23 protein-coding genes are annotated in these 23818 nt (G+C 71.4%); 16 read left to right on the top strand and 7 right to left on the bottom strand.

Features of this window, described 5'->3' with window-relative positions; genetic code table 11:
- Positions 1-103: 103 nt before the first annotated feature.
- Both OG413_RS21220 and OG413_RS21215 read left to right on the top strand, forming a co-directional pair.
- On the top strand, positions 104-865 hold the full coding sequence (locus OG413_RS21220) for a hypothetical protein (RefSeq protein ID WP_266807773.1): 762 nt from the start codon (positions 104-106) through the stop codon (positions 863-865).
- The gene (locus tag OG413_RS21215) at positions 862-1143 is read left to right on the top strand and encodes a helix-turn-helix domain-containing protein (protein WP_266807771.1); all 282 of its coding nucleotides are present in this window, start codon (positions 862-864) and stop codon (positions 1141-1143) included. The genes OG413_RS21220 and OG413_RS21215 overlap by 4 nt, the downstream gene beginning before the upstream one ends.
- A gap of 89 nt (positions 1144-1232) precedes the next feature.
- Here the strand turns inward: OG413_RS21215 and OG413_RS21210 are convergent, their stop codons facing one another.
- Together OG413_RS21210 and OG413_RS21205 are read right to left on the bottom strand one after the other, a co-directional pair.
- Positions 1233-1718, bottom strand: coding sequence for a hypothetical protein (locus tag OG413_RS21210; RefSeq protein WP_266807769.1), 486 nt, complete (start codon positions 1716-1718; stop codon positions 1233-1235).
- A 122-nt stretch (positions 1719-1840) separates the two neighbouring features.
- Positions 1841-2146, bottom strand: coding sequence for a hypothetical protein (locus OG413_RS21205; protein WP_266807767.1), 306 nt, complete (start codon positions 2144-2146; stop codon positions 1841-1843).
- A 119-nt stretch (positions 2147-2265) separates the two neighbouring features.
- Here OG413_RS21205 and OG413_RS21200 point away from each other — a divergent pair, with 119 nt between their 5' ends.
- Complete coding sequence (locus tag OG413_RS21200) at positions 2266-2625, top strand: arsenate reductase family protein (RefSeq protein ID WP_266807765.1); 360 nt, start codon at positions 2266-2268, stop codon at positions 2623-2625.
- The gene (locus tag OG413_RS21195; RefSeq protein ID WP_266807763.1) at positions 2622-2855 is read left to right on the top strand and encodes a hypothetical protein; all 234 of its coding nucleotides are present in this window, start codon (positions 2622-2624) and stop codon (positions 2853-2855) included. Before OG413_RS21200 ends, OG413_RS21195 begins: the two co-directional genes overlap by 4 nt.
- A 17-nt stretch (positions 2856-2872) precedes the next feature.
- Here the strand turns inward: OG413_RS21195 and OG413_RS21190 are convergent, their stop codons facing one another.
- Entirely contained in the window at positions 2873-3370 is a 498-nt protein-coding gene (locus OG413_RS21190) for a carboxymuconolactone decarboxylase family protein (RefSeq protein WP_266807761.1), read from the bottom strand.
- A gap of 47 nt (positions 3371-3417) precedes the next feature.
- On the opposite strand from OG413_RS21190, the gene OG413_RS21185 reads away from it, so the two are divergent.
- From OG413_RS21185 to OG413_RS21175, 3 genes are all read left to right on the top strand, one after another.
- Entirely contained in the window at positions 3418-4836 is a 1419-nt protein-coding gene (locus OG413_RS21185; RefSeq protein ID WP_266807759.1) for a PLP-dependent aminotransferase family protein, read from the top strand.
- Positions 4837-5111: 275 nt separating this feature from the next.
- Positions 5112-6224: an acyltransferase gene (locus OG413_RS21180; protein ID WP_323137884.1), complete on the top strand. Its 1113-nt coding sequence runs from the start codon at positions 5112-5114 to the stop codon at positions 6222-6224.
- A gap of 59 nt (positions 6225-6283) precedes the next feature.
- Positions 6284-7501, top strand: coding sequence for a cytochrome P450 (locus OG413_RS21175; protein WP_266807756.1), 1218 nt, complete (start codon positions 6284-6286; stop codon positions 7499-7501).
- A 45-nt stretch (positions 7502-7546) separates the two neighbouring features.
- Here OG413_RS21175 and OG413_RS21170 read toward each other — a convergent pair whose 3' ends face one another.
- Positions 7547-8467 carry a Gfo/Idh/MocA family protein gene (locus OG413_RS21170; RefSeq protein ID WP_266807755.1) on the bottom strand — a complete coding sequence of 307 codons (921 nt, stop codon included), beginning with the start codon at positions 8465-8467 and terminating at the stop codon, positions 7547-7549.
- Between the two features lie 197 nt (positions 8468-8664).
- On the opposite strand from OG413_RS21170, the gene OG413_RS21165 reads away from it, so the two are divergent.
- From OG413_RS21165 to OG413_RS21145, 5 genes are all read left to right on the top strand, one after another.
- Positions 8665-10245 carry a hypothetical protein gene (locus OG413_RS21165; protein WP_266807753.1) on the top strand — a complete coding sequence of 527 codons (1581 nt, stop codon included), beginning with the start codon at positions 8665-8667 and terminating at the stop codon, positions 10243-10245.
- A complete protein-coding gene (locus OG413_RS21160) occupies positions 10242-11360 on the top strand; it encodes a hypothetical protein (RefSeq protein WP_266807751.1) in 1119 nt (372 codons plus the stop codon). Before OG413_RS21165 ends, OG413_RS21160 begins: the two co-directional genes overlap by 4 nt.
- A gap of 162 nt (positions 11361-11522) precedes the next feature.
- Positions 11523-12557, top strand: a complete 1035-nt coding sequence (gene glnII, locus OG413_RS21155; protein ID WP_266807749.1) for a glutamine synthetase — start codon at positions 11523-11525, stop codon at positions 12555-12557.
- A 112-nt stretch (positions 12558-12669) separates the two neighbouring features.
- On the top strand, positions 12670-13578 hold the full coding sequence (locus OG413_RS21150; RefSeq protein ID WP_266807747.1) for a hypothetical protein: 909 nt from the start codon (positions 12670-12672) through the stop codon (positions 13576-13578).
- Between the two features lie 368 nt (positions 13579-13946).
- Complete coding sequence (locus OG413_RS21145; RefSeq protein ID WP_266807746.1) at positions 13947-14630, top strand: winged helix-turn-helix domain-containing protein; 684 nt, start codon at positions 13947-13949, stop codon at positions 14628-14630.
- 88 nt (positions 14631-14718) lie between these two features.
- Here the strand turns inward: OG413_RS21145 and OG413_RS21140 are convergent, their stop codons facing one another.
- Entirely contained in the window at positions 14719-16863 is a 2145-nt protein-coding gene (locus tag OG413_RS21140) for an MMPL family transporter (RefSeq protein WP_266807745.1), read from the bottom strand.
- 235 nt (positions 16864-17098) lie between these two features.
- Between OG413_RS21140 and OG413_RS21135 the strand changes: the two genes are divergently transcribed.
- Positions 17099-18367 (top strand): sensor histidine kinase, encoded by a 1269-nt coding sequence (locus tag OG413_RS21135; protein WP_266807743.1) that lies wholly within the window; start codon positions 17099-17101, stop codon positions 18365-18367.
- Positions 18352-19005, top strand: coding sequence for a response regulator transcription factor (locus OG413_RS21130; RefSeq protein ID WP_073725064.1), 654 nt, complete (start codon positions 18352-18354; stop codon positions 19003-19005). Before OG413_RS21135 ends, OG413_RS21130 begins: the two co-directional genes overlap by 16 nt.
- Here OG413_RS21130 and OG413_RS21125 read toward each other — a convergent pair.
- Positions 18981-20765, bottom strand: a complete 1785-nt coding sequence (locus OG413_RS21125) for an alpha-L-fucosidase (RefSeq protein WP_266807741.1) — start codon at positions 20763-20765, stop codon at positions 18981-18983. The genes OG413_RS21130 and OG413_RS21125 overlap by 25 nt on opposite strands.
- Positions 20766-20930: 165 nt before the next feature.
- Entirely contained in the window at positions 20931-21677 is a 747-nt protein-coding gene (locus OG413_RS21120; protein ID WP_266807739.1) for a class I SAM-dependent methyltransferase, read from the bottom strand.
- 124 nt (positions 21678-21801) lie between these two features.
- Between OG413_RS21120 and OG413_RS21115 the strand changes: the two genes are divergently transcribed.
- Positions 21802-22707, top strand: coding sequence for a metal-dependent hydrolase (locus OG413_RS21115; RefSeq protein WP_266807738.1), 906 nt, complete (start codon positions 21802-21804; stop codon positions 22705-22707).
- Between the two features lie 3 nt (positions 22708-22710).
- Entirely contained in the window at positions 22711-23787 is a 1077-nt protein-coding gene (locus tag OG413_RS21110; protein ID WP_266807737.1) for a PDR/VanB family oxidoreductase, read from the top strand.
- Positions 23788-23818 lie beyond the last annotated feature (31 nt).

Below are 23818 nucleotides of genomic sequence, written 5' to 3'. Positions count from 1 at the left end.
GTGACCGATTTATCCAGTCGCCATCCGCGGCTGAGCTGTCCCAGAGAGCACGCCCTCAAGGATCCGGATTCCCGGCACCCATGGTGCCGAGGGAGGACATGTCATGACATTGCTCCACCCGGGCGGAGTGTTCGCCGCCGTCAAGTCCCACTTCGCCGATCCTCAGAACGTCGAAGATATTCGTCTGGCCGTCGGCTCGGAGCAGGAGCCGCTGCTGCTCTCGCCCTCGGAGGCGCACGGGGCATTGCACGGGTCCGACGCGGACCCGGTGCTGAGTGCGGCAATCTGGCGGGAAGTGATCCGCGCCGCGCAGAGCGAGGCGGATCCACGTGGTAAGTGGCAACTACTGCTGGTCTGGTTGCTCCTGCCCCGTCTCGGCGGCACGGTGTACCGGGTCTCCACACGACTGCGGACGAACCGGGCCGACCTGGAGTCGGAAATGGTGCTCGCGCTGCTGGAGGCGCTGGAGGGGCAGGACCCCGAATTTCCGGGCGTGGCGGACGCCTTGATCGCTTCGGCCCGGGGCAGCGCGTGGCGTTATGCACGCTCCGCACGCCGTGCCGTCCCGGTCGGCCACATCGAGAGCATCACGCGGGATGACCGGCACCCGGGAGCCGCCGACGAGGACGAGTCGGAGGACTCCGTCCCGTTCGACTGGGAACTGGAGGTCTCGCCCCCGGACAGGCCCGACGGATTCAGTGCCCCCTTGCGAATCACCCTCACGGCTGCGCAGGTGGAGGAAGCGCGTCTCGGGGCTCTGGCCCACCGCTTCGGTCTCCCCGATGCCGTCCTCCGGACGCAGGGAACAAGGCGCAGGCGCCGTATCGGCCGTGTTTCCCTGCGGCCCGACGGGCGGCGGCGATGAGCATGCCACCACGCACGCCGCTGTCCTTCACCGAAGTGTTCGAGCTTCCGGTGGCGGTGGACATGCGCACGGCGGCCAGGGCCCTGGGAATCTGCACCGGGACCGCCTATCAACTGGTCCGACGGGGCGCCTTCCCCTGCCCGGTCCTGCGGATCGGCGGTATCTACCGAGTTCCCACCACACCTCTGATGCGCATGCTCGGCATCGAGGAGAGGCCGTTGTACGCGGTCGACCTGGAGGCCGACCAGGAATCCGATGACGGCACCGACACGTTTTGAACCGTACGGCCGCTGACACGGGATCGAGGGCCGTCACCCCGTTGGTTTCGGGGTGGCGGCCCTCGGGCGTTGGTGGTCGGGCGGGGTGGTCAGTGGCGCAGGGCCGTGGCTACCTCTGCCTTCACGTCTCCGTCGAGCTTGCGGTTGCTGCGGGCCGTGGCGTCCTTGGGTTTGGCGGGCTGGGCGTCGTCGACCGTGACGACCGTGGTGTCGAGCAGGTTGCCGCCCTTGTCGCGGAAGTTGATCTGCACGACGTAGGACTTGGCCGAGTCGGTGCCGTTGGTCACGGTGAACTTCGCCGTGGAGCGGCCGTCGCTGTCCTTGCCCACCGTGCCGAGCTTGACCTCGCCCTTGGCGTCGACGCCGTCCTTGAATTCGTTCAGCTTGTCCTGTGCGGCGGCCGTGGCGGAGGCGACCACGTCGGAGCCCCTGGATGCCACCGAGGCGGCTGCCGACGCGGCCTTGGAGACCGCGCCGGAGGGGCTGTTCCCTTCGTCCGAACAGCCGGCGGCGGCCGATGCCACGGACGCGGCCAGCAGCACGGCCCGTACGCCTCGTACGCCTGGCCCGGTCATATGCGCCTCCCAGCAATCGCGATGGTCCCAGTCAAGGCCGCCGGGACCGGGGCCGCATGCCGGGTACGCCGACCGGGGCATGGCTGTGCCCCCGGTCTCCCGGGGGCACAGGTCCGGGTGGGTCAGCGGCCGTAGCGGATCAGGGTGCGGACCATGCGGCACGTGGTGTCGGACGGCGGGTGGATGCCGAGGTGTTCGGCGGTGGTACGTATCTTGTGGTTGCTGGCGCTCGCCGGCTGGTACACGCCCGTGTCGAGCAGGGCGATCGCCAGGCGCATCGCCTTGAGCCGGCGGTTGTGGGAGACGTACCACTCGCGGGGGCGGCCCGCGGGGAGCCTCTTCTTCTGCAGAGGCTTCGGCAGCGGCGGGTGGAAGGGCATGGCGAGCTGAGTGTCGAGCGGCTTGGTCGTGACTGCGGCAACGGCCATCGGCAACCTCCTGGCACGGTCGTGGATCCCTCACGAACTACCCCCATTTTACTGCCCCCCACTGACAATCGCCCCTGGCCAGAGGGCATTTCGGTAACCCCTCCCGTAACCTGGGCCCCATGGAGATCTGGATCAATCCCGCCTGTTCCAAGTGCCGCAGTGCGGTGGACCTGCTCGACGCGGAAGGGGCCGATTACACCGTCCGGCGCTACCTGGAGGACGTGCCCTCGCCCGAGGAGATCCGGGCCGTGCTGGACCGGCTGGGGCTGGAGCCGTGGGACATCACGCGCACCCAGGAGGCGGCCGCCAAGGAGCTGGGGATCAAGGAGTGGCCGCGGGAGGACGGTTCGCGGGAGCGGTGGATCGCGGCGCTCGCCGGGCACCCGAAGCTGATCCAGCGGCCGATCATCACCGCCGACGACGGCAGCGCCGTCGTGGCGCGTACGGACGAGGCGGTCCGGGAAGCGCTCCGGCGTTGAGATCCGGCCGGCTCGACGGTACGGAGGGGTCCCGCACGAGCGCGCCCGACGCGGCGGACCGGCCGGCAGCACATACCCGACGGCTCGTCAGTTCCGGCGTCTCCGGAGGTTCCGACGGGGAACGGGGCCGGTGGACCGCGCCGGCCCGTGAGCATCTGCCCGCGGTCCGGGACGCGAAGCTGCGGGCCGAGTTGGAGAGCTGGCTGGAGCTGCGGGCCCGGCTGATGTGACCGGCGGCCGGAGCCGTTCAGCGTTCGTCCGTGCCCGCCCGCTTGGCGGTGGCCAGTGCGATCCGGTTCCAGGTGTTGATGGTGAGGATCAGCGCGAGCAGCTGGGCCAGTTCCGGCTCGTCGAAGTGCGTCGCGGCCCGCTCGTACACCTCGTCGGGCACCCCGCCGTCCGCGACCCGGGTGACCGCGTCGGTGAGGGCGAGGGCCGCCTGCTCCTTCTCCGTGAAGAAGTGGGCCGCCTCCTGCCACACGGCGACCATGTGCAGCCGCTCCTCGCTCTCGCCCGCCTTACGGGCGCCGGTGGTGTGCATGTGGAGGCAGTACGCGCAGTGGTTGAGGTGCGAGGAACGGATCTGCACCAGCTCCACCAGGGTGGGGTCCAGACCCTCGCGGGCCGCCGCGTCGAGGCCGATCACGGCCCGGAAGACCTTCGGGGCGGCCTTGGCGAAATTGAGCCGGACGGTGGTGGCGGCGGTGGCGATGCGGTCGTTCGTCTTGATCTCTGTCGTCGTCATGGGTACGAATCTATGAGCACGGGCGACCGGATATGAGGTGCATTTACATGGCAGATTCATGGGTCAATTCCGCTGAGGTCCTCGGCAGCGATCTGCCGCTGGAGCTGTCCGGCACGGGCAACCGGCGGGCCGTCCTGATGCGGGCGCTGCGCGAGGCGATCCGCTCCGGCCGGCTCGCCCCCGGCGCCCGGCTGCCGCCGTACCGTTCGCTCGCCGCCGATCTGGGGCTGGCCCGCAACACGGTCGCCGACGCGTACGCGGAGCTCGTCGCCGAGGGGTGGCTCGCCGCCCGGCAGGGCTCGGGCACCCGGGTCGCCGAGCGTGCCGCGCCCCGCGCCCCGGTACGCCGGCCGCGCACCCCGGAGCGGTCCGCCCGGCCGGTCCACGATCTGGTCCAGGGCAAACCGGACCCGTCGGTCTTCCCCCGCACCGCGTGGCTGGCTTCGGCGCGCCGCGCGCTCACCCGGGCACCGCACGACGCCTTCGGGCCCGGAGATCCGCACGGGCGGCCCGAGCTGCGGCGGGCCCTGGCCGGCTATCTCGCCCGGGTGCGCGGGGTACGGGCCTCCCCCGAGCAGATCGTGCTCTGTTCAGGAGCCGCCCATGGGCTGCGCCTGCTGGCGGAGGTGCTGGGCGGGCCGTGGGCGGCGGAGGAGTACGGGCTGCCGTTCCATCGCGAACTGCTCGCCGGGCACGGGGTCGGCACCCGGCCGCTGACCGTCGACGAACACGGCGCCCGGGTGGCCGAGCTGGGGCGGACGGACCGGGCCGTGCTGCTCACCCCGGCGCACCAGTTCCCCACCGGCGGGCCGCTGCGTCCCGAGCGGCGGGCCGCCGTGGTCGACTGGGCGCGGGCCTCGGGAGCGCTGGTCGTGGAGGACGACTACGACGGCGAGTTCCGCTACGACAGGCAACCGGTGGGCGCGGTTCAAGGGCTCGATCCCGAGCATGTGGTGCTGCTGGGGTCGGTGAGCAAGAGCCTCTCGACCACCCTGCGGATCGGCTGGCTGGTGCTGCCCGAGCGGCTGGTGGAGGCGGTGGTCGCGGCCAAGGGTGAGCGCGAGCAGTGGTCGAGTGCCACGGAACAGCTGACCCTCGCGGACTTCGTCGAGTCGGGGGCGTACGACCGTCAGGTCCGCCGGATGCGCCAGCGTCACCGGCGCCGCCGTGACCAGCTCGTGGCGGCGCTGGAGCGGCGGGCGCCGCACGTCCGGGTCACCGGGATCTCGGCGGGCCTGCACGCGGTGCTGGAACTGCCGCCCGGCACGGAGCACTCGGTGGTCCGGGCGGCCGCCTGGCAGGGGCTGGCCGTCGAGGGCCTCGCCGACTATCTGCACCCGAGTGCCCCGGCTGCTCGCGGCGGCGGCCGGGACGGGCTGGTCGTGGGGTACGCGACACCGTCCGAGCACGCGTATCCGGAGGCGCTGGAGGCCCTGTGCCGCGCCCTGCCTCCCGTTCTCGGCTAAGGGCTGTGCCACACAGACACGGAACGGGCCCGCTGGAACGAAGTCGGCCGGGAATCACGTGCGTTGTCGTACGGGTGTTTCGCTTCGACCCTTCTATTGGATCGCGTCATGCGATCCCGTAGATCGAAATAATCAGCTTGACTCGTGTCAATCCAATTGTTGATAGTTTCCCCCAACGGCTGTCCGGTGCTATCGACCGGGTGAAGCTGAGGGGGAATGATATGCGGACGCCGGAACCATCCGTTCGCCGGAGCCGCCTGCCGTCATTGACGGGAATGCGATTCATCGCGGCCTTCGCCGTGGTGATCTCTCACCTCTCCGGGCAGATCGTCGGCACGGAACTCCCCGGTCTGCTGGATCTGATCACTACTCTCGGGCCGGTCGGGGTGGCTTTCTTCTTCGTGCTCAGCGGTTTTACTCTCGCCTGGGTCGCCGACCCGGGCGACACCGCGAGACTGTTCTGGCGTCGCCGTGCGGCCAAGATCTATCCGAACCATCTGACGACCTTCGCGGCCACCCTGGTGCTGATGGTCATCGCCGGTGTGCCGGTCATGCTGATCAACACGATTCCCCCGCTGCTGCTGATCGAGCCGTGGATTCCCAACTTCGATGCCCTCGGCGGGCTGACCGGGATCAATGTGCCGAGCTGGACCCTCGGCTGCGAGATGGTCTTCTACCTCGCATTCCCTTGGCTGATCATTTTCATCGGGCGTATCCGGCCGCCCCGGTTGTGGCCGTGGGCGGCGATTGTCGCCGCGGCGATCATCGCCGTACCGTTTGCCGCACTGCTGCTGCCGGAGCAGCCGGCCACCTCGTGGGACCCGGCGGTTCCGCAGTGGCAGTCCTGGTTCGCCTACAGCTTTCCCTTCACCAGGATGCTCGAATTCGTTCTCGGCATTCTTATGGCACGCATCGTGATCTCGGGGAAATGGATTCGGCTGGGCATGGCACCGGCGTTTCTTCTCACCGTCATCTGTGTGGTGGTCCAGTCCGGCCTGCCCGGCATCTTCCGCCTCTGCGCCGGTCCGACCGCGTTCGCGCTCGCCCTGGTGATCGCGGCGGGCGCCAGTGCCGACGTACGCGCCGTGCGTACGCCGTTCAGCGGCCGGATCATGGTGTGGCTCGGGGAGATCTCGTTCGCCCTGTATCTCGTGCACTACCTCGTCATCCAGTACGGACCGATCGGCGGGGTGCACGCGACGGGCGGGGCGGTGACCGCCTCCCTGCCGACGAGACTGGTCCAGATTCTGCTGACCGTCGTGATCAGCGTCGCGCTCGCGGCGGCCCTCTACACCGTGGTCGAACGTCCCGCCGTCCGGCGCTTCAGCCGCCCGGCCGCCAAGCGCGGGAAGCCGGTCGCGGTCCCCGAGGCGGTGGACAGACCGTAGCCGCCGTCCCCGGCACGGTGCGCTGTGTGTCCTTCCCGTCAGGCTGGAGGCCCGCCCCCATGACGAACACCCCTCCCACTTCCGGTACCCACGCTCCCGGCTTTCCCGCCACCAGGCCGGATTCCTGCCCCTTCGACCCCGACGAGAGCTACACCCGGCTGCGCGCCGAGGCGCCCGTGGCACCGGTGCGCTGCCCTGCCGGGATGGACGCGTGGCTGGTCAGCCGGTACGAGGACATCCGGGGCGTGCTCACGGACCCGCGGCTGAGCTCACGCGGCGCGGGGTCGATGCACATGCTGCCGGCCTACGACGGGCGCGACCCGTTGCCCGGCTCGATGATCCAGCTGGACGGCGAGGAGCACGCGCGGCTCCGGCGGCTGCTGATCGGCGAGTTCACCGGGCGGCGCATGGAGGCCATGCGGCCGTACATCCAGCGGATCGCGGACGAGCACATCGACGCGATGCTCGCCGGGTCGAGCGCCGACCTGGTGCGCGACTTCTCCCTGCCGATCCCGTCACTGGTGATCTTCGAGATGCTCGGTGTGCCATACGAGGACCATGAGGCGTTCCAGCGCGAAAGCGAGGTGCTGATGGGCTTCGACGCGGACGAAACCGCTCGTGACGCGGCCAGTGGGAAGCTGGAGGGCTACCTCGCCGAGCTGGTCGGGCAACGGCTCACCGAGCCCCGGGACGACCTGCTCAGCCGGCTGATCTCCCGCGGCAACCGGACCGAACGCCCGCTTGCCGTCGGCGAGTTGGCCACACTCGCCGTGCTGCTGCTGGTCGCCGGACATGAGACGACCGCCAGCATGATCGCGCTGAGCACGCTGGTGCTGCTGGAGGATCCGGAGCGGATGGCCGCGTTCCTTGCCGCACCGGACGCGGTCGGCACCGCCGTGGATGAGCTGCTGCGCTACCTGTCGGTGATCCAGTTCGGGCTGCTGCGCTACGCCACCGAGGACGTCACCGTCGGCGGCACCGCCGTGAAGGCGGGCGAGTGGCTGGTCGCCGGGGTCCCGTCCGGCAACCGGGACGAGAGCGTGTTCCCGGCCCCGGACACCGTGGATCTCGGCCGACAGGCCCGTACACACTTGTCGTTCGGCTTCGGCGCGCACCAGTGCATCGGCCGCCAGTTGGCCCGGATCGAGCTGGAGGTCGCGCTGACCACCCTGCTGCGCCGCGTCCCCGGGCTCAGACCGGCGACGCCACTGCCACGGAGCGAATTCAAGCTCAACGACATCGTCTTCGGCCTGCGGAGCATGCCGGTCGTCTGGTGAGGGGCTCCCCCCGATCCGCGATATCCCGCCGCACGGGTGTGCCCGCTACGCCCCGTCGTGAGCTCCCAGCCCCGCCTCGGCCCGCGCGAGCAGTTCGGTGAGCCGCAGCCCGAACCGTACGTCGCAGGGGTGCGGCACTCCGGTACGTACCGCTTCGGCCAGTGCGTCCACCGCCGCCCGGAACGGATCCACCGCGCCGTCCCACCCCGGCAGGGTGACCGTCCCGTGTTCGCCCCTCAGCTCGATCTCGGTGCCCGCCGCGCCCAGGGGTGCGCTCAGCCCGAGCGTCACGGTGCTGGAGGCGCCGGAGGTGTGGCGGAGCACCATGTGCACGGTGTCGGCCGGGCCACGGGCCGAGGTCACCTCCGTCACATCGCCGAGGACCGGGATCAGGACCGAGAGCACATGCGGGCCGACGTCCCAGAGTCCGCCCTTGTCGCGGCGCCACGGGGAGGCGGCGTACTCGCTCGTGGAGTCCGGCCCGTAGAGCGCGCCGAGCCACTGGGCGCGGGCGGTGAACCAGCCGTCCACCGCGGCCTGTTCGGCGATCCAGTCGGACGTCGCGGTGGCGAAGCGCAGGGTGCAGAAGACGACGGAGGCGACTCCCGCCTTCGCCGCTGCGTCCGCCACCTCGCGCGCCCCCGCCACGGTGGTCGCGACCGGCTTGTCCATCAGGAGGTGGCATCCGGCGGCCGCCGCCCGCGCGGCCAGCGGGGCCTGGACGTCCGGCGGCAGGGCGAAGGCGACGGCGTCGCTCGCGGCGAGCAGCGCGTCGATGCCCGCGTCGTCCGTGTACGCCCGCGTCCCGTGGGCGGCGGCGAGTTCTTCGGCCGCTTCGGGGCGGCGGCCCCAGATCCCGCTCAGTTCGACGTCCGGGTGGGCGGCGAGGGCGGGGGCCTGGGTGTTGCGGGCCCAGGGGCCCGTGCCGAGGAGGCCGATGCGCAGGGGGGCGGTGGGTGTCGTCATACGGGCCAGTGTGCCCGGTCCGCTAATGAGGTGGCGGCGCGCGGAGGTGGGCGGATACGTTTCTCCGGCCGGCCGCGGGACTTCGGCTGCGACTTCCGGGACTTGCCTATGAAGCAGTGATTTCGCTGTTCGCGCCTCCATTCCCCGGCCGGCTCCTCGGTATCCGTACGGGCCGGTGAAGCAGCACGGGGGAATCCATGACCGCAGCAGACGCCGTTCCCGGGACCGCGGACGCCACTTCCGGGACCGTTGACGCCGTTCCCGGGGCCGCGGAAGCCGTTCCCGAGACCTTGGCCGACCTCGTCGCCGCCGAGGACGTCCTGCTCTTCGTCAATGCGGCGATCACCGCGACCGGGCAGCGCGAGTTCCACTCGCAGGCGTATGAGCAGCAGCTGTCGCTGGACTTCCTGCACGAGTACGTTCGGGTCAACTACCGCCGGGTGTACGCCTCTTCGCTCGCCCTCGACATCAACGACCACAATGCCGCGCTCATCGTGCGGGGCCTGCTGGAGACCGCCGCCGACGCGAGTGCCGAGGAGCGGCGCACCGAGGGGCGGCTGATCGCGGCGCGGCTGGCGGTGCTGCCGCCGCAGCGCGTCTACCGGCTGTTCGGTGCGCTGCGCCGGGCCAAGGTCAACAACCGGCGGACGCGCGCGATCATGCGCGACTGGCTGGCCGCCCGGCCGGACGTGGCCCACGACGCGGTGAAGTACCGCAGCGGGCTGAAGACGGCCGCCCGCCACATCCATCTGCGCTGCCCGGAGGGTGACGGGCCGCTGGGCGAGGTGGGTGCGTTCCTGTTCCGGCCGGGGAAGCAGCCGCGCTACCGGCACGGGCTGCTGGACGCCTGGCGCCGGGCCCACTACGAGCAGGGTGCCGTCCATGAACTGCCGTTCACCGTCGCCGAGGGGTTCGCCGCCCGGCACGGGATGAAGCGTGAGGTGTTCCTGGAGCGGGCGGCGCCCGGGATGACGCGGCTGGAGCGGCTGCGCACCCAGGGCCAGCGGTCCACCGGCAAGGAGCCGCGGCGGCCCTCGGACGTCGATCTGACCGTGATGCCGCTGACCCGGCTCGCCCTGTACGTGCTGTCGCTCGGCTTCGATGTGCGCGCGGCCGAGCGTGCGGAGCTGACCGGCGCGCTGCGTGCCGCGGCCCGCCGGGCGGCGGGTCCGTACGCCGGGAGCTGGGGGCGGGTGGCCGCCGTGCTCGACGACAGTTTCTCCTCGTCCGGGTCGGGCCAGAAGCGGCGCCGTCCGCTCGCGGTGGCGCTGGCCTGCCATTTCCTGCTGGAGGCGCTGGCCGCGCCCGGCGCGTACCGCCCGCTGTGGACTTCGGGCTCCACCGATCCGCTGCTCGTACGCCCCTGGGGGCCGACCCCGCTGGGGATGCGTGTCCTGGACGCGCTGGAGCCCGGTTCCGGGGGCGCGCCCGACCGGCTGATCATCGTGTCGGACGGCTGGGACAACGCGCCGCCCGGACTCGCGGGCGAGGTGCTGCGGGTGTGGCGGACGCGGCTGGATCCCGGGCGGCGGACGGCGGCCGTGCACCTGAACCCCGTATACGACGCGGACGGTTTCGATGTCCGCAGGCTGGCACCGAGTGTGCCGACGGCCGGGGTCCGGGACGCGGAGGATCTGCCGTCGCTGGTGGAGATCGCGCAGTTCGCGGAGGGGCGTACGGGGCTCGCGGAGCTGCACGCGTACCTGGACCGGCAGGTGGCGCGCTTCCTGGACGGCGGCGCGGGCAACGAGGAGCGGACGGAGGGGACGGCGCGGTGAACAGGCTGGATCTGGGCGGCCTTTCGGTCCGGCCCGCGCAGGTGTGGGGCGGCGTCCGGCTGGTCCCGCTGGTGCGCGAGGAGCCGGTCGAGGGCCTTCGGCTGCACCGGGAGGTCTACGAGGGTTTCGGCGCGGGCCTGGTGGAGGCCGGCCCGCGCACGCACTACACCTCGTACATCCCGCACGGTCTCGTCGCCGACTGGTCGGGCGAGGGGGCGCAGTCGGCGGCCTACGGTACGCAGCTCGACGACGGCACCCCGGCGCGCACGGTCCGGCTGCCGAAGTACCGCCATCACCGGATGGCCAAGCGGCGGCCCGGCGACCGGCTGCGCTTCCTGCCGCTGCACCTGGCCCTGGAGGGCTATCTCGCCCTGCACTTCGGCGGCCCCTCGGTCGCCTGGGAGGAGTGGTCGCGCCAGGCGCTGCGCGACGGTCTTTCGCCGCGCGCGGAGGACGCCTACCTCGGCTGGTCGGTGCGCGGGCTCGGCGACGCGCTGCGGATCTTCGAGATCCATCCCGGCCAGTGCGGCGTCATGGTGTACGTCTCCGACGCGCTCGCCGCCGCGTTCGTGCTGCCGCACCCGGAGGACTACCGGCTGCTGCACGCCACGCTGGTGGAGGACCTGTTCGGGGAGCTGGTGCACCAGTACGCGATGTACGGGGCGCCGGTGGCGGAGTTCGGGGCGCGGATCCGGGACGGCGCCGGCCTGCGGACGCTGGCTGATCTGCGGGCGGCCGCGCGGGCGCAGGAGCGGGCGTGGACGGAGGCGCACGACACCCTGTTCGCGCGGGAGCTGCTGGATTCGTCGTACGGGTTCGACCGGGTGTACCGGATGGGTTCGTTCACCCTGTGGCGGTTCCTGCCGCCGTTCGTGCGGGACGGGAGCGGTCAGCACATCGGGGAGACGATCACCGACCACCGCGGGCAGGTCGCCTATCTGAAGACGTTCCGGCTCTCCGATGCCCAGGTCAGGCGGGGGTATCTGCTGCGCACGCTGTTCGACGCGGACTGGTCGCTGTCCCGGGCCGCCGTGACGCTGGGGACGAGCGAGGAGGAACTGGCGCGGCGGCTCCGGGCCGCCGGGTTCTCCTCGCTGCTCAAGGGCCATGTGTAGGGCCGTCCGGCACATGGGAGGGTGGTCGGGTCCGACGCTCGGGGACCGGGCGTCACGGGGGACGCCTCGGTAACACGGGGTTCACCTGCGGGCAACGGACGGGAAATCGCGTCTTGCGAAGCTGCGCGGTAGAGACCGCAGCACCCGCAAAGGATGGCGTCCGTGACGTTCAAGGCTGAGTACATCTGGATCGACGGCACCGAGCCGACCGCCAAGCTTCGTTCGAAGACGAAGATCATGGCCGGGTCCCCCGCGCGGGACGTGGCGGAGCTGCCCATCTGGGGCTTCGACGGTTCGAGCACCAACCAGGCGGAGGGCCACGCCTCCGACCGGGTGCTGAAGCCGGTCTTCACCTGTCCGGACCCGATCCGCGGCGGCGACGACATCCTCGTCCTGTGCGAGGTCTTCGACATCGACATGACGCCGCACGAGTCCAACACCCGTGCCGCGCTGCGTCCGTTCGCCGAGCGGTTCGCGGGCCAGGAGCCGATCTTCGGCATCGAGCAGGAGTACACCTTCTTCGACGGCCACCGGCCGCTCGGCTTCCCCGAGGGCGGTTTCCCGGCCGCGCAGGGCGGCTACTACTGCGGTGTCGGCGCCGACGAGATCTTCGGCCGTGACATCGTGGAGAAGCACCTGGACAACTGCCTGCGGGCGGGGCTGGGCATCTCCGGCATCAACGCCGAGGTCATGCCGGGCCAGTGGGAGTTCCAGGTGGGCCCGCTGTCCCCGCTGGAGGTCTCCGACCAGCTGTGGATCGCCCGCTGGCTGCTGTACCGCACCGCCGAGGACTTCAACGTCTCCGCGACCCTGGACCCGAAGCCGGTCAAGGGCGACTGGAACGGCGCGGGCGCGCACACCAACTTCTCGACCAAGGCGATGCGCGAGGGCTACGACGCGATCATCACCGCGTGCGAGTCGCTGGGCGAGGGCTCCAAGCCGCTGGACCACGTCAAGAACTACGGCGCGGGCATCGACGACCGGCTGACCGGTCTGCACGAGACCGCCCCGTGGAACGAGTACAGCTACGGCGTCTCCGACCGCGGCGCCTCGGTCCGCATCCCGTGGCAGGTCGAGCAGGACCGCAAGGGCTACATCGAGGACCGCCGTCCGAACGCCAACGTCGACCCGTACGTCGTCACGCGGCTGATCGTCGACACCTGCTGCACCGCGCTGGAGAAGGCCGACCAGGTCTGATCCCGCGCTGTCGCGCGTACGCGAAGGGGCCGCCCACCGCCTGTCCGGTGGGCGGCCCCTCGCCGTGGTCGGGCGCCGGCCCGTTGTCAGTGGCGCGTGCCAGGCTGGAGCCATGCTTGAGATCAAGGTGGAAACCGAGAACCACGAGACGCACACGCGCATTTCCTCCGACGCGCTGAGCGCTCTGGTGCACCGCGTCGGGGGTCGCAAGGACCGCTTCCTGGTGGTGCAGCGCGTTCCGGACCGCCCCGGATTCTTTGTGCAGGTCTGGCACGAGGAGGGCGCGGACTACCAGCTGGAGTACCGCGCGGGCGGCCCCCGGGACCACTTCCGCGCGCAGATCGGCTCCCCGGACCGGGTGGCCGACGCGATGGTGCGGTGGGCGCGCCAGGATTCCGCGTGGGACGCGGGCATCGACTGGGCGGACGCCGAGATGCCCGCCGCCGATCCGGTGCCCGAGCTCGCCCCGGAGATCCGGGAGCAGTTGGAGGACCGGATACGGCTGTCGCTGCGCGGCGGTTACGGCACGGTGGACTCGCTCACCGAAACGGCCGAGGACCATCTCGTCAAGGACGGGGTCCACCCGGTCACCAGGGCGCAGGCCCGCCGGCTCGTGGAACGGCTGTGGCTGGAGCGGGTCGACGAGCAGACCCGGTGGACGGATGTCACCGACGCGGACCGGCTGGAGCGGGCGTTCGCCGCGCTGGAGGGGCGCGGGATAACGGCCCGCGAGCACTTCACCTGCTGCCGCTCCTGCGGGCTGAGCGAGATCCACGCGGAGAACGAGCAGGCGCGCGGCTTCGTCTTCTTCCACACGCAGAACACCGACGGCGTCGCCTCGGGGCACGGCCTCTCGCTGTACTACGGCGGGTTCGACGGGTCCGAGGGGACCACCACGGACGTGGGGCAGGAGGTCGCGGCGGCCCTGCGTGAGGAGGGGCTGACGGTGAGGTGGGACGGTTCGCCGGACAACGCGATCGATGTGGACGCTCTCGACTGGCGCAAGCGGCTGATCGGTTGAGCGGGTGAGCGGCTGAGCGGCACCGAAAGTACGGCCCCGTGAGCACGGAGCGTACGCGGCGGTGAGCAGGGGGCGTACGGGAGCGGTGAGGCAGGTAACACCAAGGGTCCGTATCGACGGGTGAGAGGACCCTCCTGCCCTGCCGCAATCTCTGCTTCAATGGGGACATGGCCAGCTTCCAGCACATCGCGTCGGGTCCCAGCGACCTAGAGCCGTTCTGGCCTTCCCGTCAGCATCATGACTTCGACCGGGTGTGTTGCCGCGCGTGGAACGCGCAGGCCCTCTAAAGCCGCTCACCCGGCCTTCGGTCCGCGCGCACGACGCAAGTCCGTCCTTGACGACTCCTCGCGCGAAAGAGCTGACCCTCCATGGCGAACACCCGTACCTTCTCCGCCGCTTCCGCCGCCACCGCGGCATCCGCGGCGCCCGCCGCGGCCACCACCGCCCGGCCCCCCTCCCCCAACCGGCACCGGCTGCGCGCCGTCGACCGTGACGAGGTCGTCCGGATCTCCGACGTGGCCGACTTCCTGCCGCCGGGTGCCACCTGGCTGCCCGCACCTCAGCACACCCTCCCCGCACTGCCCGGCCACCCGCCGATGATCGGCTACCTGGTGCTCGTACCGGCCGATCAGCAGCCGGCCATCGCCGGTGCGGTCGCCGCGTCGCAGCACCGGCAGGCCGACCGGCCGGGGGAGCGGCAGTTCGACCGGGCGGGCCAGTTGCCGGCCGCCCAGCACTTCGTACCGGAGGCGGTCGACTCGGCCCATCCGGCCGGGCCCGTCCGGATCGACGCCACCCGGCGTACCGCCGCGGTGGACGACAGGACGCTGGATCTGACGTACCTGGAGTTCGAGCTGCTGGCCCATCTGGTGGCGCATCCGCACCGGGTGCACACCCGCGATCAGCTGGTGACCACGGTCTGGGGCTACGGGCACGTGGGCGACGGGCGCACCGTCGACGTCCATGTGGCCCGGCTGCGCCGCAAGCTGGGCGCCGAGTACCGCCGCTCCATCCAGACGGTCCGGCGGGTGGGCTACAAGTACGCCCCCTGACGGGCCCGGTCCGGCCGATGTGGCCCCGGCCTCCGGTCCCCGGTCCGTACCGGGGACCGGGGCCGGGGCCACATCGCCGCGTGCGGGGTCAGCCGCGCGTTCCGGCTCCCACCGTGACGCCGGTCCCGTCCGGTCCCCCGCCCGGTGCCGGGTCGTCGTGCTCCAGGCTCGGCAGCCGGGACAGGCCGCGCGGGGTGCGCCAGTTCCGCTCGCCGAGCAGCAGCATGACGGAGGGCAGCAGGACCATCCGTACGACCGTGGCGTCCAGCAGCACCGCCACCGCGAGGCCGACGCCCATCTGCTGCATGTCCTGCATGGACAGGGTCCCGAAGACCGCGAACACCGCCACCATGATCGCCGCGGCACCGGTCACCGCACCGGCCGTGTGCCGGATGCCCGTGTCGATCGCGGTCCGGTTGTCCGCGCCGCCGAGACGGGCCTCACGGATCCGGGAGACCACGAACACGTGGTAGTCCATGGACAGTCCGAAGAGGACCACCAGGACGAACAGCGGCATCCAGGACTCGATGGCGCCGACGCCTTCGGAGCCGATCAGCGAAGCACCCCAGCCGTGCTGGAAGACGGCGACCATCACCCCGTAGGCGGCGCCCACGGAGAGCAGGTTGAGCAGGATCGAGGTCACCGCGATGACGTACGAGCGGAAGCAGAACAGCATCAGCAGGAAGGTCACCACCGTGATGAACGCGAAGACCGGGACCATGCCGCGCTTCAGCTGATCGTTGAAGTCGACGGAGTTCGCGAGTTCCCCGGTCACATACGCCTCGGCTCCCGTGCCGTCGAAGGCGGCCGGTACCCGTTCCTCGCGCAGTTCGGCCAGATCCGCCTTGCCGCCCGGCAGCGGTACCTCGATCTCCGCGACGTTCTGTGCGGCGTGGACGGTCACCTTGTCGAAGGAGCCGAGCGCCTCACGGAGTTCCGGCGTGCCGATGTCGTGCGCCGAGACCACGACGAGGGCCGGGGCGGGGCCGCCGGGGAAGCTGTCGGTGATGCGCTGGTGGGCGACCGCGAGCGCGGAGTCCGAGCCGAACTGCTTCTCCAGTCCGAGCGCCTCGGTCTTCATGCCGACGGCGGGTGCCGCCAGGGCGAGCAGGACGAGGACGGCGCTGACGGCGAAGACCTTGGGCCGGGCCAGGACCGGCCCCAGCACGGTGCCGGCGATGCCTCCGGCGGGCCGCACGCCCCGCTTGCCACGCCGGTTCAGCAGCGGAACGCGTCCCGCGTCGATCCGGTCGCCGAGCCAGGACAGCAGGGCAGGCAGCACCGTCACGGAGCCCAGCATCGCGATGAACACGACGATGATCGTGGCGAGCGCGAACCCCTTGAACAGCAGCAGTCCCGACAGGAACATGCCGCCCATGGCCACCATCACGGTCACGCCGGAGACGAGCACGGCCCGGCCGCTGGTCGCCGCCGCGATCCGCAGGGCCGTCTCGGCGTCCCGGCCCGCGGCCCGCTCGTCACGTTCGCGGCGCAGATAGAACAGGCAGTAGTCGACGCCGACGGCGAAGCCCATCAGGAACATCACGGAGTACGTGGTCTGGAACAGGTGCAGCTGGTGGCTGGCGAGCGAGAGCAGACCGAAGGCGGCCATGCACGCGGTCAGCGCGAGCCCCACCGGGAGCAGGGCGGCCACCACGGCGCCGAAGGCCACGAGCAGGATGCCCAGCGCCAGCGGTACGGCGGTGAACTCGGCCTTCTTGAAGTCCTCGGCGAGCAGGTCGCCGAGCCACTTGCCCGCGCTGGCCTCGCCGAACTGGTGGATCTCGACGCCCCCGTGCTCCTTCCCGACCGCGGCGACCGCGTCCAGCACCGGCTGCACCCGGTCGGCGGCGGTCGCCGCGTCGCCCTTCATCTCGAAGGTGATCAGGGCGTCCTTGCCGTTCTCGGAGGGGACGGGCTCCGCGAGGTTGCGTACCTCGCCGGTCTTCCGCACGGCGGCGGAGACGTCCCGGGCGGCCGCCTTCCACTCCCCGGCAGCGGACGCGGACACCATGACCAGCTCGCCCGCGGGCTTGTCGAGCCCGGCGTCGGAGAGGATCCGCTCCGCGCGGACCGAGTCGCCCGCGCCGTTCTCCGCGTCGGTCATCTCGACCATGCCGGACGCTCCGCCGATGCCCGTGGCGAGCACGACGAAGAGCAACCAGCCGAGAATGGCCGTTTTACGGTGGTGCGCGCTCCACACACCGATGCGTGCCGCGAGGTTGCGCCTCATGCGGTTTTCGCCCCCAGAAAGTAAACGTCGGACAAGACGCTGACGAATCTAGGGACGGCGGGCCGCCCTCCCCAGCCGTCGAAGCACCCACTGCCCGAGCCGTAGGGCGAGGTCAGGGGGTGGTGCCAGGTACACCCCCGCGCGGGTGGCGAACCGGCTCACGCCCGCGGCGCCCCCCGGGTGAGACTGTCCTCGGACCGGGACCTGCTCGGGTCCCGTGAGGGGAGATACCACCATGAACGCGATGTTGGAGCGGATACGGCCGCCGATGCGGGCGGCGGGACGCGGTTTCGCGCTCTCGTTCGTCGGTCTGGTGGGGTCGATCACCCTGTTCGTGCTGTCGGTGCTCTCCATCTCCTTCATCGTGCTGGGCATCGGGCTCGTCACCACTCCCCCGGTGCTCGAAGCGGTGCGAAAGCACGCCAATCAGCGCCGGCTGTGGGCGGTCACCTGGTCGGACGTCCGTATTCCGGTGCCGTACCGGCCCTTTCCGCCGGATGTGCGCCCGGGTTTCACCGGCCAGGTGGAGCGCACGATGCTGATGCTGAAGGACCCGGCGACCTGGCGCGACCTCCAATGGCTGCTGGTCGACATGACGGCCGGATACGTCGTGTCGGTCCTGTCCGCCGTGCTGATGATCTACCCGCTGGAGTCGCTCGTCCTGGCGGCGGGGCTGTGGCGGGTGTTCCGGGACGACGCGTACTGGTACGGATTCGTGCCGGTGGACAGCCAGGCGTCCGCGCTGGCCGCCGTCGCCCTGGGCATCGCGCTGTTCGCCATCGGGCTGAGGGTGAGCGAACCGCTGCTGCGTCTGCACTTCGTGCTCGCCCGCTCGGTCCTCGCTCCCACCCATGAACAGGAGCTGGCGCAGCGCATCGACCGGCTCACCGAGACCCGTCACGAGGCGGTGGACACGGCGGCGTCCGAACTGCGGCGCATCGAGCGGGATCTGCACGACGGCGCCCAGGCCCGGTTGGTCGCCATGGGCATGAACCTGGGCACCATCGAGGCGCTCGTCGAGAAGGACCCGGCCCAGGCGAAGAAGCTGCTGGCGATGGCCCGCGCGTCCTCCGCCGAGGCCCTCACCGAGCTGCGCGATCTGGTCCGGGGCATCCATCCGCCGGTACTGGCCGAGCGGGGGCTCGGCGACGCGGTGAAGGCGCTGGCCCTGCGGCTGCCGACCGAGTCCGAGGTGCATGTCGAGCTGACCGGGCGGGCCGGGGCACCGGTGGAGTCGGCGGCGTACTTCGCGGTCAGCGAGATCCTGACGAACGCGGTGAAGCACTCGGGCGCCGACCGGCTCTGGGTGGACCTGCATCACGCCGACGGGATGCTGCGCGTCTCCGTGACGGACAACGGCAGGGGCGGTGCGGCGATCGGTTCCGGCTCGGGGCTGAGCGGAGTCGAACGCCGACTCGGTACATTCGACGGCGTACTGGCCGTCAGCAGCCCAGCGGGCGGTCCCACCATGGTGACCATGGAGATCCCTTGCGAGTTGTCCTAGCCGAAGATCTCTTCCTGTTGCGCGACGGTCTGGTGCGCATGCTGGAAGCCTACGATTTCGAGATCGCCGCGGCTGTGGAGACCGGTCCCGAACTGACCCGGGCCCTGGCCGAGTTGAAGCCGGACGTCGCCGTTGTCGACGTCCGGCTTCCGCCGTCCCACACGGACGAGGGCCTCCAGTGCGCGCTGGCCGCCCGGCGGGCGCGGCCCGGACTTCCGGTGCTGGTGCTGTCGCAGCACGTGGAGCAGTTGTACGCGCGTGAGCTGCTGGCGGACGGCAACGGCGGCATCGGCTATCTGCTCAAGGACCGGGTCTTCGACGCGGACCAGTTCATCGACGGGGTCCGCCGGGTCGCGGCGGGCGGTACGGCGATGGATCCGCAGGTCATCTCGCAGCTGCTGTCACGCCGCTCGCAGGACAAGCCGATGGGCGGTCTCACCCCGCGCGAGCGCGAGGTGATGGAGCAGATGGCCCAGGGCCGTTCGAACGCGGCGATCGCCTCGCACATGGTGATCACGGAGCGGGCGGTGGCCAAGCACACCTCGAACATCTTCGGGAAGCTCGGGCTGCCGCCGTCGGACGACGACAATCGCCGCGTTCTCGCGGTGCTCGCCTACCTCGACCGGGGCGGCTCCTGAGGGGCCGTGGCGCCGAGAGTGCCGGCCGTCGCACCGGGACCGCGGGCGGTCGCGCCGAGACCGGGGGCTGTCGCGCCCAGGTGGAGGGTGGTCGCGCCGAGGTGCGGTGCGGCCCGGGACGCGAGGACCCTCACCCGTACCGCCGTCGCGGTGACCGGTGCGGGCAGGGGCAGGATGCGCCGGTGGCCGATCGTGGTGCCCTCGGCGATCCGCTGCCAGGACCCGTCGATCCGGGCCTCCACGGCGAACCGTTCCACCCGCTGTCCGCGCCGGATGTCCTCGCGGACGGCGACGCGGTCGAAGGTGTACGGCCCCGGCCCCCGCTTGCGTACGTCGGTGCCGTACGTGGTGCGCACCGCCTTGCCGAAGGCCGTGAGCGAGGCGACGTCCGCGTCGGCTATCCGGCCGTCCGGGGCGGGCGGCACGTTCAGCAGGAGCGAGGCGTTGCGGCCGACGCTCTTCTCGTACAGGTTCATCAACTGCGCCGGGGTCTTGGGCTGTTGCTCGGGGTGGTAGAACCAGCCGGGGCGGTTGGACACGTCGGCCTCGGCCGGGTACCACTGGAGGTACTTGGTGGTGGGGGCCAGGATCCGGTCGCGGGAGCCGATGTCCGGGTCGGTGGAGTCGTTGGGCAGGCTGCCGAGTCCGGTCCAGGGGTCGGTGGTGTGCGGGGTGACGCTCCACTCGGTCTCACGGGCGACGCCGTTCTCGTTGCCGACCCAGCGCACGCCCTGCGGGCCCTGGAAGACGACGGTGTTCGGCGAGAGGGCCTTGATGGTGTCGAACCACTGCTTGACGTCGTACTTCTGGGTGATGCCGGAGCCGGACCAGGGGTTGGCGCCGTCCAGCCACAGTTCCTCGATCGGCCCGTACTCGGTGAAGAGCTCATAGACCTGGTTGAGGTAGTACGCGTCGTAGTCGTCGGCCCGCACCGTGAAGGTGGGCAGCTTGCCGCGCCTGACGGCGTCGGCGCGGTCGTCGCCCGGGACCAGGGTGGGGATGGTGCGCTCGGTGACGGCGCTGCCGTTGCCGAAGCGGCCCTCGCCTGCCGGGGCGCGGTCGCCGTCCTCCAGGGCGACGCGTTCGGGCAGGCTCAGCGGCTTGCCCTCGGCCTGCTTCTCGCGGATCGTCTCGACCCACTGGGCGTGCCAGGCGTGCGGGAGTTCGGCGCCGTCGGAGGGCGAGAGGTACAGGCCGACCTTGAGCCCCGCCCGGCGGGCGGCCTTGACGTAGGCGCCGACGACGTCGGGGCTGCCGGGGCTGAGCGCCACCGAGTGGTCGGTGTAGCGGCTGGGGTAGAGGACGAAGCCGTCGTGGTGCTTGGCGGTGAGCATGACCTGCTCGGCACCGGCCGCCTTGTAGGCGCGCATCCACTGGTCGACATCGATGTCGCCGGGGGCGAAGAGCTTCTCGTCCTCGGTGCCGGAGCCCCACTCTCGCCCGGTGAAGGTGTTCATCCCGAAGTGGGTGAAGGCGGTGATCTCCCGCTGCTGCCAGGCGAGCTGACCGCGGGTGGGGACGATGTTCGCGGCCTTCTCGATGATCCGTTCCGGGCTGTCGCACGCCTCGACGGCGAGCTGCGAGGCGGGTTTCACGGGCGCGGTGCAGGGTCCGGCCGGCGGTGCGGAGCGCTGCGCCTGCGCCGGTCCGGCCGGCCGCCCGGCCGCCTGTGCGCTTGCCTGTGCGGTTGCCTGTACGGGGATGAGCGCGGTCGCCGCCGCCAGTGCGAGCGCGCTGAGCACACGGGTGCGTCGTGCCATGGTTCCCTCCCATTCCCGACCAGGATTGGTCGGATCTCTCGGGTACCGACATGCGCATGCTGCCGCATGGAGGGGCACACGGGAAGGGTGCCCACCACAGAGATCCCACCTATCGGCTCCGCAGCCCCCGGTCGGCCCGGTGACGCCCGGGAGTCCCCCGGCGGCTCAGTGCCGCGCCACGGCCAGACTGACCACGTACGTCTCCTCCACGGTGCCGTCCGGGAAGACGCCCGCCAGCAGCTCGCGCTCCCGGGCGAGGAAGCCCCGTACCTCCTCCTGGTCGGCGACCAGGAAGTCGGAGTAGCTGCCGAGGTTGGCAAGGTGCACTTCGAGCGGTACCCGACGGGTCCAGGGCAGCCGACGGGTGCCGAACCCGATCCCGTCCGGCAGGCCGCGGAACCGGGCCCGCTCGTCGTACCGGGTCTCGGCCGCCCCGAAGAACTCCCGCAGCCGGGCGTCCTGTTCGCCGATCCACGGCACGGTCGGGTCGGAGTCGTTCCACCACAGGGCGAGCGCCCCGCCGGGCCGCAGGACCCGGCGGACCTCCGGGACCGAACGGTCCGGATCGGTCCAGTGCCAGGACTGGGCATAGGTGAGCAGGTCGACGGAGCCCGACCGCAGCGGCAGGTGGTTGCCGTCGCCCCGGACGACCGGCACCTCGGGGAGCCTGCGGCGGAACTCCTCGGCCATCCCGTCACCGGGCTCCACGGCCACCGCCCGGCTCCCGCGCGCGTGCAGGAGCGCGGTGCCCAGCCCGGTGCCCGCGCCGATGTCCGCGACCCGCGCACCGGCCAGCGCGAACCCGGCCAACTCCTCTACGGCGTCCAGGAGTACGGGTGGGTACGAGGGCCTGCTCGCGGCGTAGGCGGCGGCCGCCGCGTCGAAGGAACGCGCACGCGAAGTATTCGTCATACGGTCATCATCACCCAGCGGCCCCGTCCGGCGGAGGCCCAGGTACGGACCGCCCGGGACCCCGTACACGAAAATTCCCCGCACGCCCCTGTTCCCCCCGCATACCCGTCAGTACATTGACAGTATGTCTAACACGCAGCCAGCGGCGGTCGCGTCGGAACGGACGCCGCTCAAGGCCCGCCCGGTCTCGTTCACCTGGGACCGGACTCCCCTCCACTGGGTGCCGGGCGACCCGTTCACCACGCACACCATCAATGTGCTCCATCTGCTGCTCCCTGCCGGGGAGCGCTGGTTCATCCGGGTGTACCGGCAGATCCTCCCGTACATCCAGGACGAGCAACTGCGCCAGGACGTCATCGGGTTCATCGGCCAGGAGGCCGTGCACTCGCAGGCCCACGACGATGTGCTGCCCCATCTGAAGCGGCTGGGCCTGGACCCCACCCCGTACACCGCCCAGGTCGACTGGTTCTTCGAGAAGCTGCTCGGCGACCGGACGCTGCCGCCCGGCCGGGCCTCGAAGTGGTGGCTGATGGAGCGGGTGGCGACGATCGCCGCGATCGAGCACTACACCGCGTTCCTCGGCGACTGGATCCTCAACGCCGAGGCCCTGGACCGGCGGGGCGCCGACCCGACGATGCTGGACCTGCTGCGCTGGCACGGTGCCGAGGAGGTCGAGCACCGGTCCGTGGCCTTCGACGTGTTCATGCATGTCGACGGCGGCTACCGGCGGCGGCTGCGGACCTGGGCGACGGCGTTCTCCGCACTGATCTTCCTGTGGCAGCGCGGCGTCCGCTTCTTCATGGAGAACGACCCGAGTCTGCTCGACGGCAAAGCCTCCTTCAAGGCGTACCACGCCAGCGGCAAGCAGGGCACGCTGCCCGGCACGGGGGCCATACTGCGGTCCGTCCCCAGCTATCTGAGCCGCTCCTACCACCCCTCGCAGGAGGGCAGCACGGCCCAGGCCGTCGACTATCTCGCCCAATCGCCCGCGGCGCTGGCCGCCGAGGCCCGTACGACGGGAACCCCCTGACCCATGGCCCTGCCCCGCCTGCGCACCGTCGTCCTGGCCACCGGCGCCGCCCTGCTCGCCCGGCGGGCCCTGCGGCACCGCATCGCGAAGTCCCCGCTCTGGCCCATGCCCGCCCTGGCGGAACCGGTATCGGGCCGCTCAGGGCGCCGTTCCACCGTCACCCGGCGGCTGCTGGTCACCGAGCGGACCATGGCCGCCGACGGCGTCGTCCAGCTCCGGCTGGAGGGCCCCGACCTGCCGCGCTGGGAGCCCGGCGCGCATCTGGACCTGGTGCTGCCGTCCGGCCTGGTGCGGCAGTACTCCCTCTGCGGCGACCCGGCCGACCCCGGTACGTACACGGTCGCGACCCGGCTGGTCGAAGGCGGCCGGGGCGGCTCGCAGGAGGTGCACGCCCAGCTCCACGAGGGCGAGGAGGTCGAGATCCGCGGCCCCCGAAACCGCTTCCCGCTGGCCGACGCGCCCGCGTACGTGTTCGTCGCGGGCGGCATCGGAATCACCCCCGTCCTGCCGATGCTGCGCGCCGTCGCCGCCTCCGGTGCCCCGTGGCGGCTGCTGTACGGCGGCCGGTCCCGCGCCTCGATGCCGTTCCTGGACGAGATCGAGAAGCTCGGCGCGGACGGCGACCGGGTGAGCGTCGTCGCGCGGGACGAGGCGGGCCACCCGGACGCCGCCGCGTTCCTGGCGGGGACGGCACCCGGCACCGCGGTCCACTGCTGCGGACCCGAGCCCCTGATGGACGCGGTCACCGCCGCGCTCCCGGACGGCTGCACCCTGCACCTGGAGCGCTTCGCCCCGGCGGCGTCCGGCGCGGCGGGCAGCGGCTCCTTCGAGGTGGAACTGCACCGCTCGGGCCGCACCGTGCGGGTCGCCGCCGGTCAGTCGGTGCTCGCCGCCGTGCGCGAGGAACTGCCGTCCGTCTCGTACTCCTGCGAACAGGGCTTCTGCGGAACGTGCCAACAGCGCGTTCTGGAGGGCGAGGTCGAGCATCGCGACGAGCTTCTGACGGACGCCGAGCGCGACGACTCGATGCTGATCTGCGTCTCCCGCTGCCGCGGCGAGCGTCTGGTACTGGACCTGTAGGGCCCCGGTCCATGGACAGGCCCCGGCGATC

Origin of the sequence: Streptomyces sp. NBC_01433, from assembly GCF_026340105.1 — a bacterium.
Lineage (GTDB): Bacteria > Actinomycetota > Actinomycetes > Streptomycetales > Streptomycetaceae > Streptomyces.
The sequence above is the reverse complement of the archived record's forward strand: the minus strand, read 5'-3'. Positions and strand labels throughout refer to the sequence as shown.

Bases quoted from the DNA above. Each gene is read 5' to 3' on its own strand.
- OG413_RS21175 (WP_266807756.1), top strand. From the start codon at position 6,284: ATGACGAACACCCCTCCCACTTCCGGTACCCACGCTCCCGGCTTTCCC.
- OG413_RS21205 (WP_266807767.1), bottom strand. From the start codon at position 2,146: ATGGCCGTTGCCGCAGTCACGACCAAGCCGCTCGACACTCAGCTCGCC.
- OG413_RS21210 (WP_266807769.1), bottom strand. From the start codon at position 1,718: ATGACCGGGCCAGGCGTACGAGGCGTACGGGCCGTGCTGCTGGCCGCG.
- OG413_RS21165 (WP_266807753.1), top strand. From the start codon at position 8,665: ATGACCGCAGCAGACGCCGTTCCCGGGACCGCGGACGCCACTTCCGGG.
- OG413_RS21200 (WP_266807765.1), top strand. From the start codon at position 2,266: ATGGAGATCTGGATCAATCCCGCCTGTTCCAAGTGCCGCAGTGCGGTG.
- OG413_RS21170 (WP_266807755.1), bottom strand. From the start codon at position 8,467: ATGACGACACCCACCGCCCCCCTGCGCATCGGCCTCCTCGGCACGGGC.
- OG413_RS21220 (WP_266807773.1), top strand. From the start codon at position 104: ATGACATTGCTCCACCCGGGCGGAGTGTTCGCCGCCGTCAAGTCCCAC.
- OG413_RS21180 (WP_323137884.1), top strand. From the start codon at position 5,112: ATGCGATTCATCGCGGCCTTCGCCGTGGTGATCTCTCACCTCTCCGGG.
- OG413_RS21140 (WP_266807745.1), bottom strand. From the start codon at position 16,863: ATGAGGCGCAACCTCGCGGCACGCATCGGTGTGTGGAGCGCGCACCAC.
- OG413_RS21150 (WP_266807747.1), top strand. From the start codon at position 12,670: ATGCTTGAGATCAAGGTGGAAACCGAGAACCACGAGACGCACACGCGC.
- OG413_RS21215 (WP_266807771.1), top strand. From the start codon at position 862: ATGAGCATGCCACCACGCACGCCGCTGTCCTTCACCGAAGTGTTCGAG.
- OG413_RS21190 (WP_266807761.1), bottom strand. From the start codon at position 3,370: ATGACGACGACAGAGATCAAGACGAACGACCGCATCGCCACCGCCGCC.
- OG413_RS21115 (WP_266807738.1), top strand. From the start codon at position 21,802: ATGTCTAACACGCAGCCAGCGGCGGTCGCGTCGGAACGGACGCCGCTC.
- OG413_RS21185 (WP_266807759.1), top strand. From the start codon at position 3,418: ATGGCAGATTCATGGGTCAATTCCGCTGAGGTCCTCGGCAGCGATCTG.
- OG413_RS21145 (WP_266807746.1), top strand. From the start codon at position 13,947: ATGGCGAACACCCGTACCTTCTCCGCCGCTTCCGCCGCCACCGCGGCA.
- OG413_RS21120 (WP_266807739.1), bottom strand. From the start codon at position 21,677: ATGACGAATACTTCGCGTGCGCGTTCCTTCGACGCGGCGGCCGCCGCC.
- OG413_RS21135 (WP_266807743.1), top strand. From the start codon at position 17,099: ATGAACGCGATGTTGGAGCGGATACGGCCGCCGATGCGGGCGGCGGGA.
- OG413_RS21110 (WP_266807737.1), top strand. From the start codon at position 22,711: ATGGCCCTGCCCCGCCTGCGCACCGTCGTCCTGGCCACCGGCGCCGCC.
- OG413_RS21125 (WP_266807741.1), bottom strand. From the start codon at position 20,765: ATGGCACGACGCACCCGTGTGCTCAGCGCGCTCGCACTGGCGGCGGCG.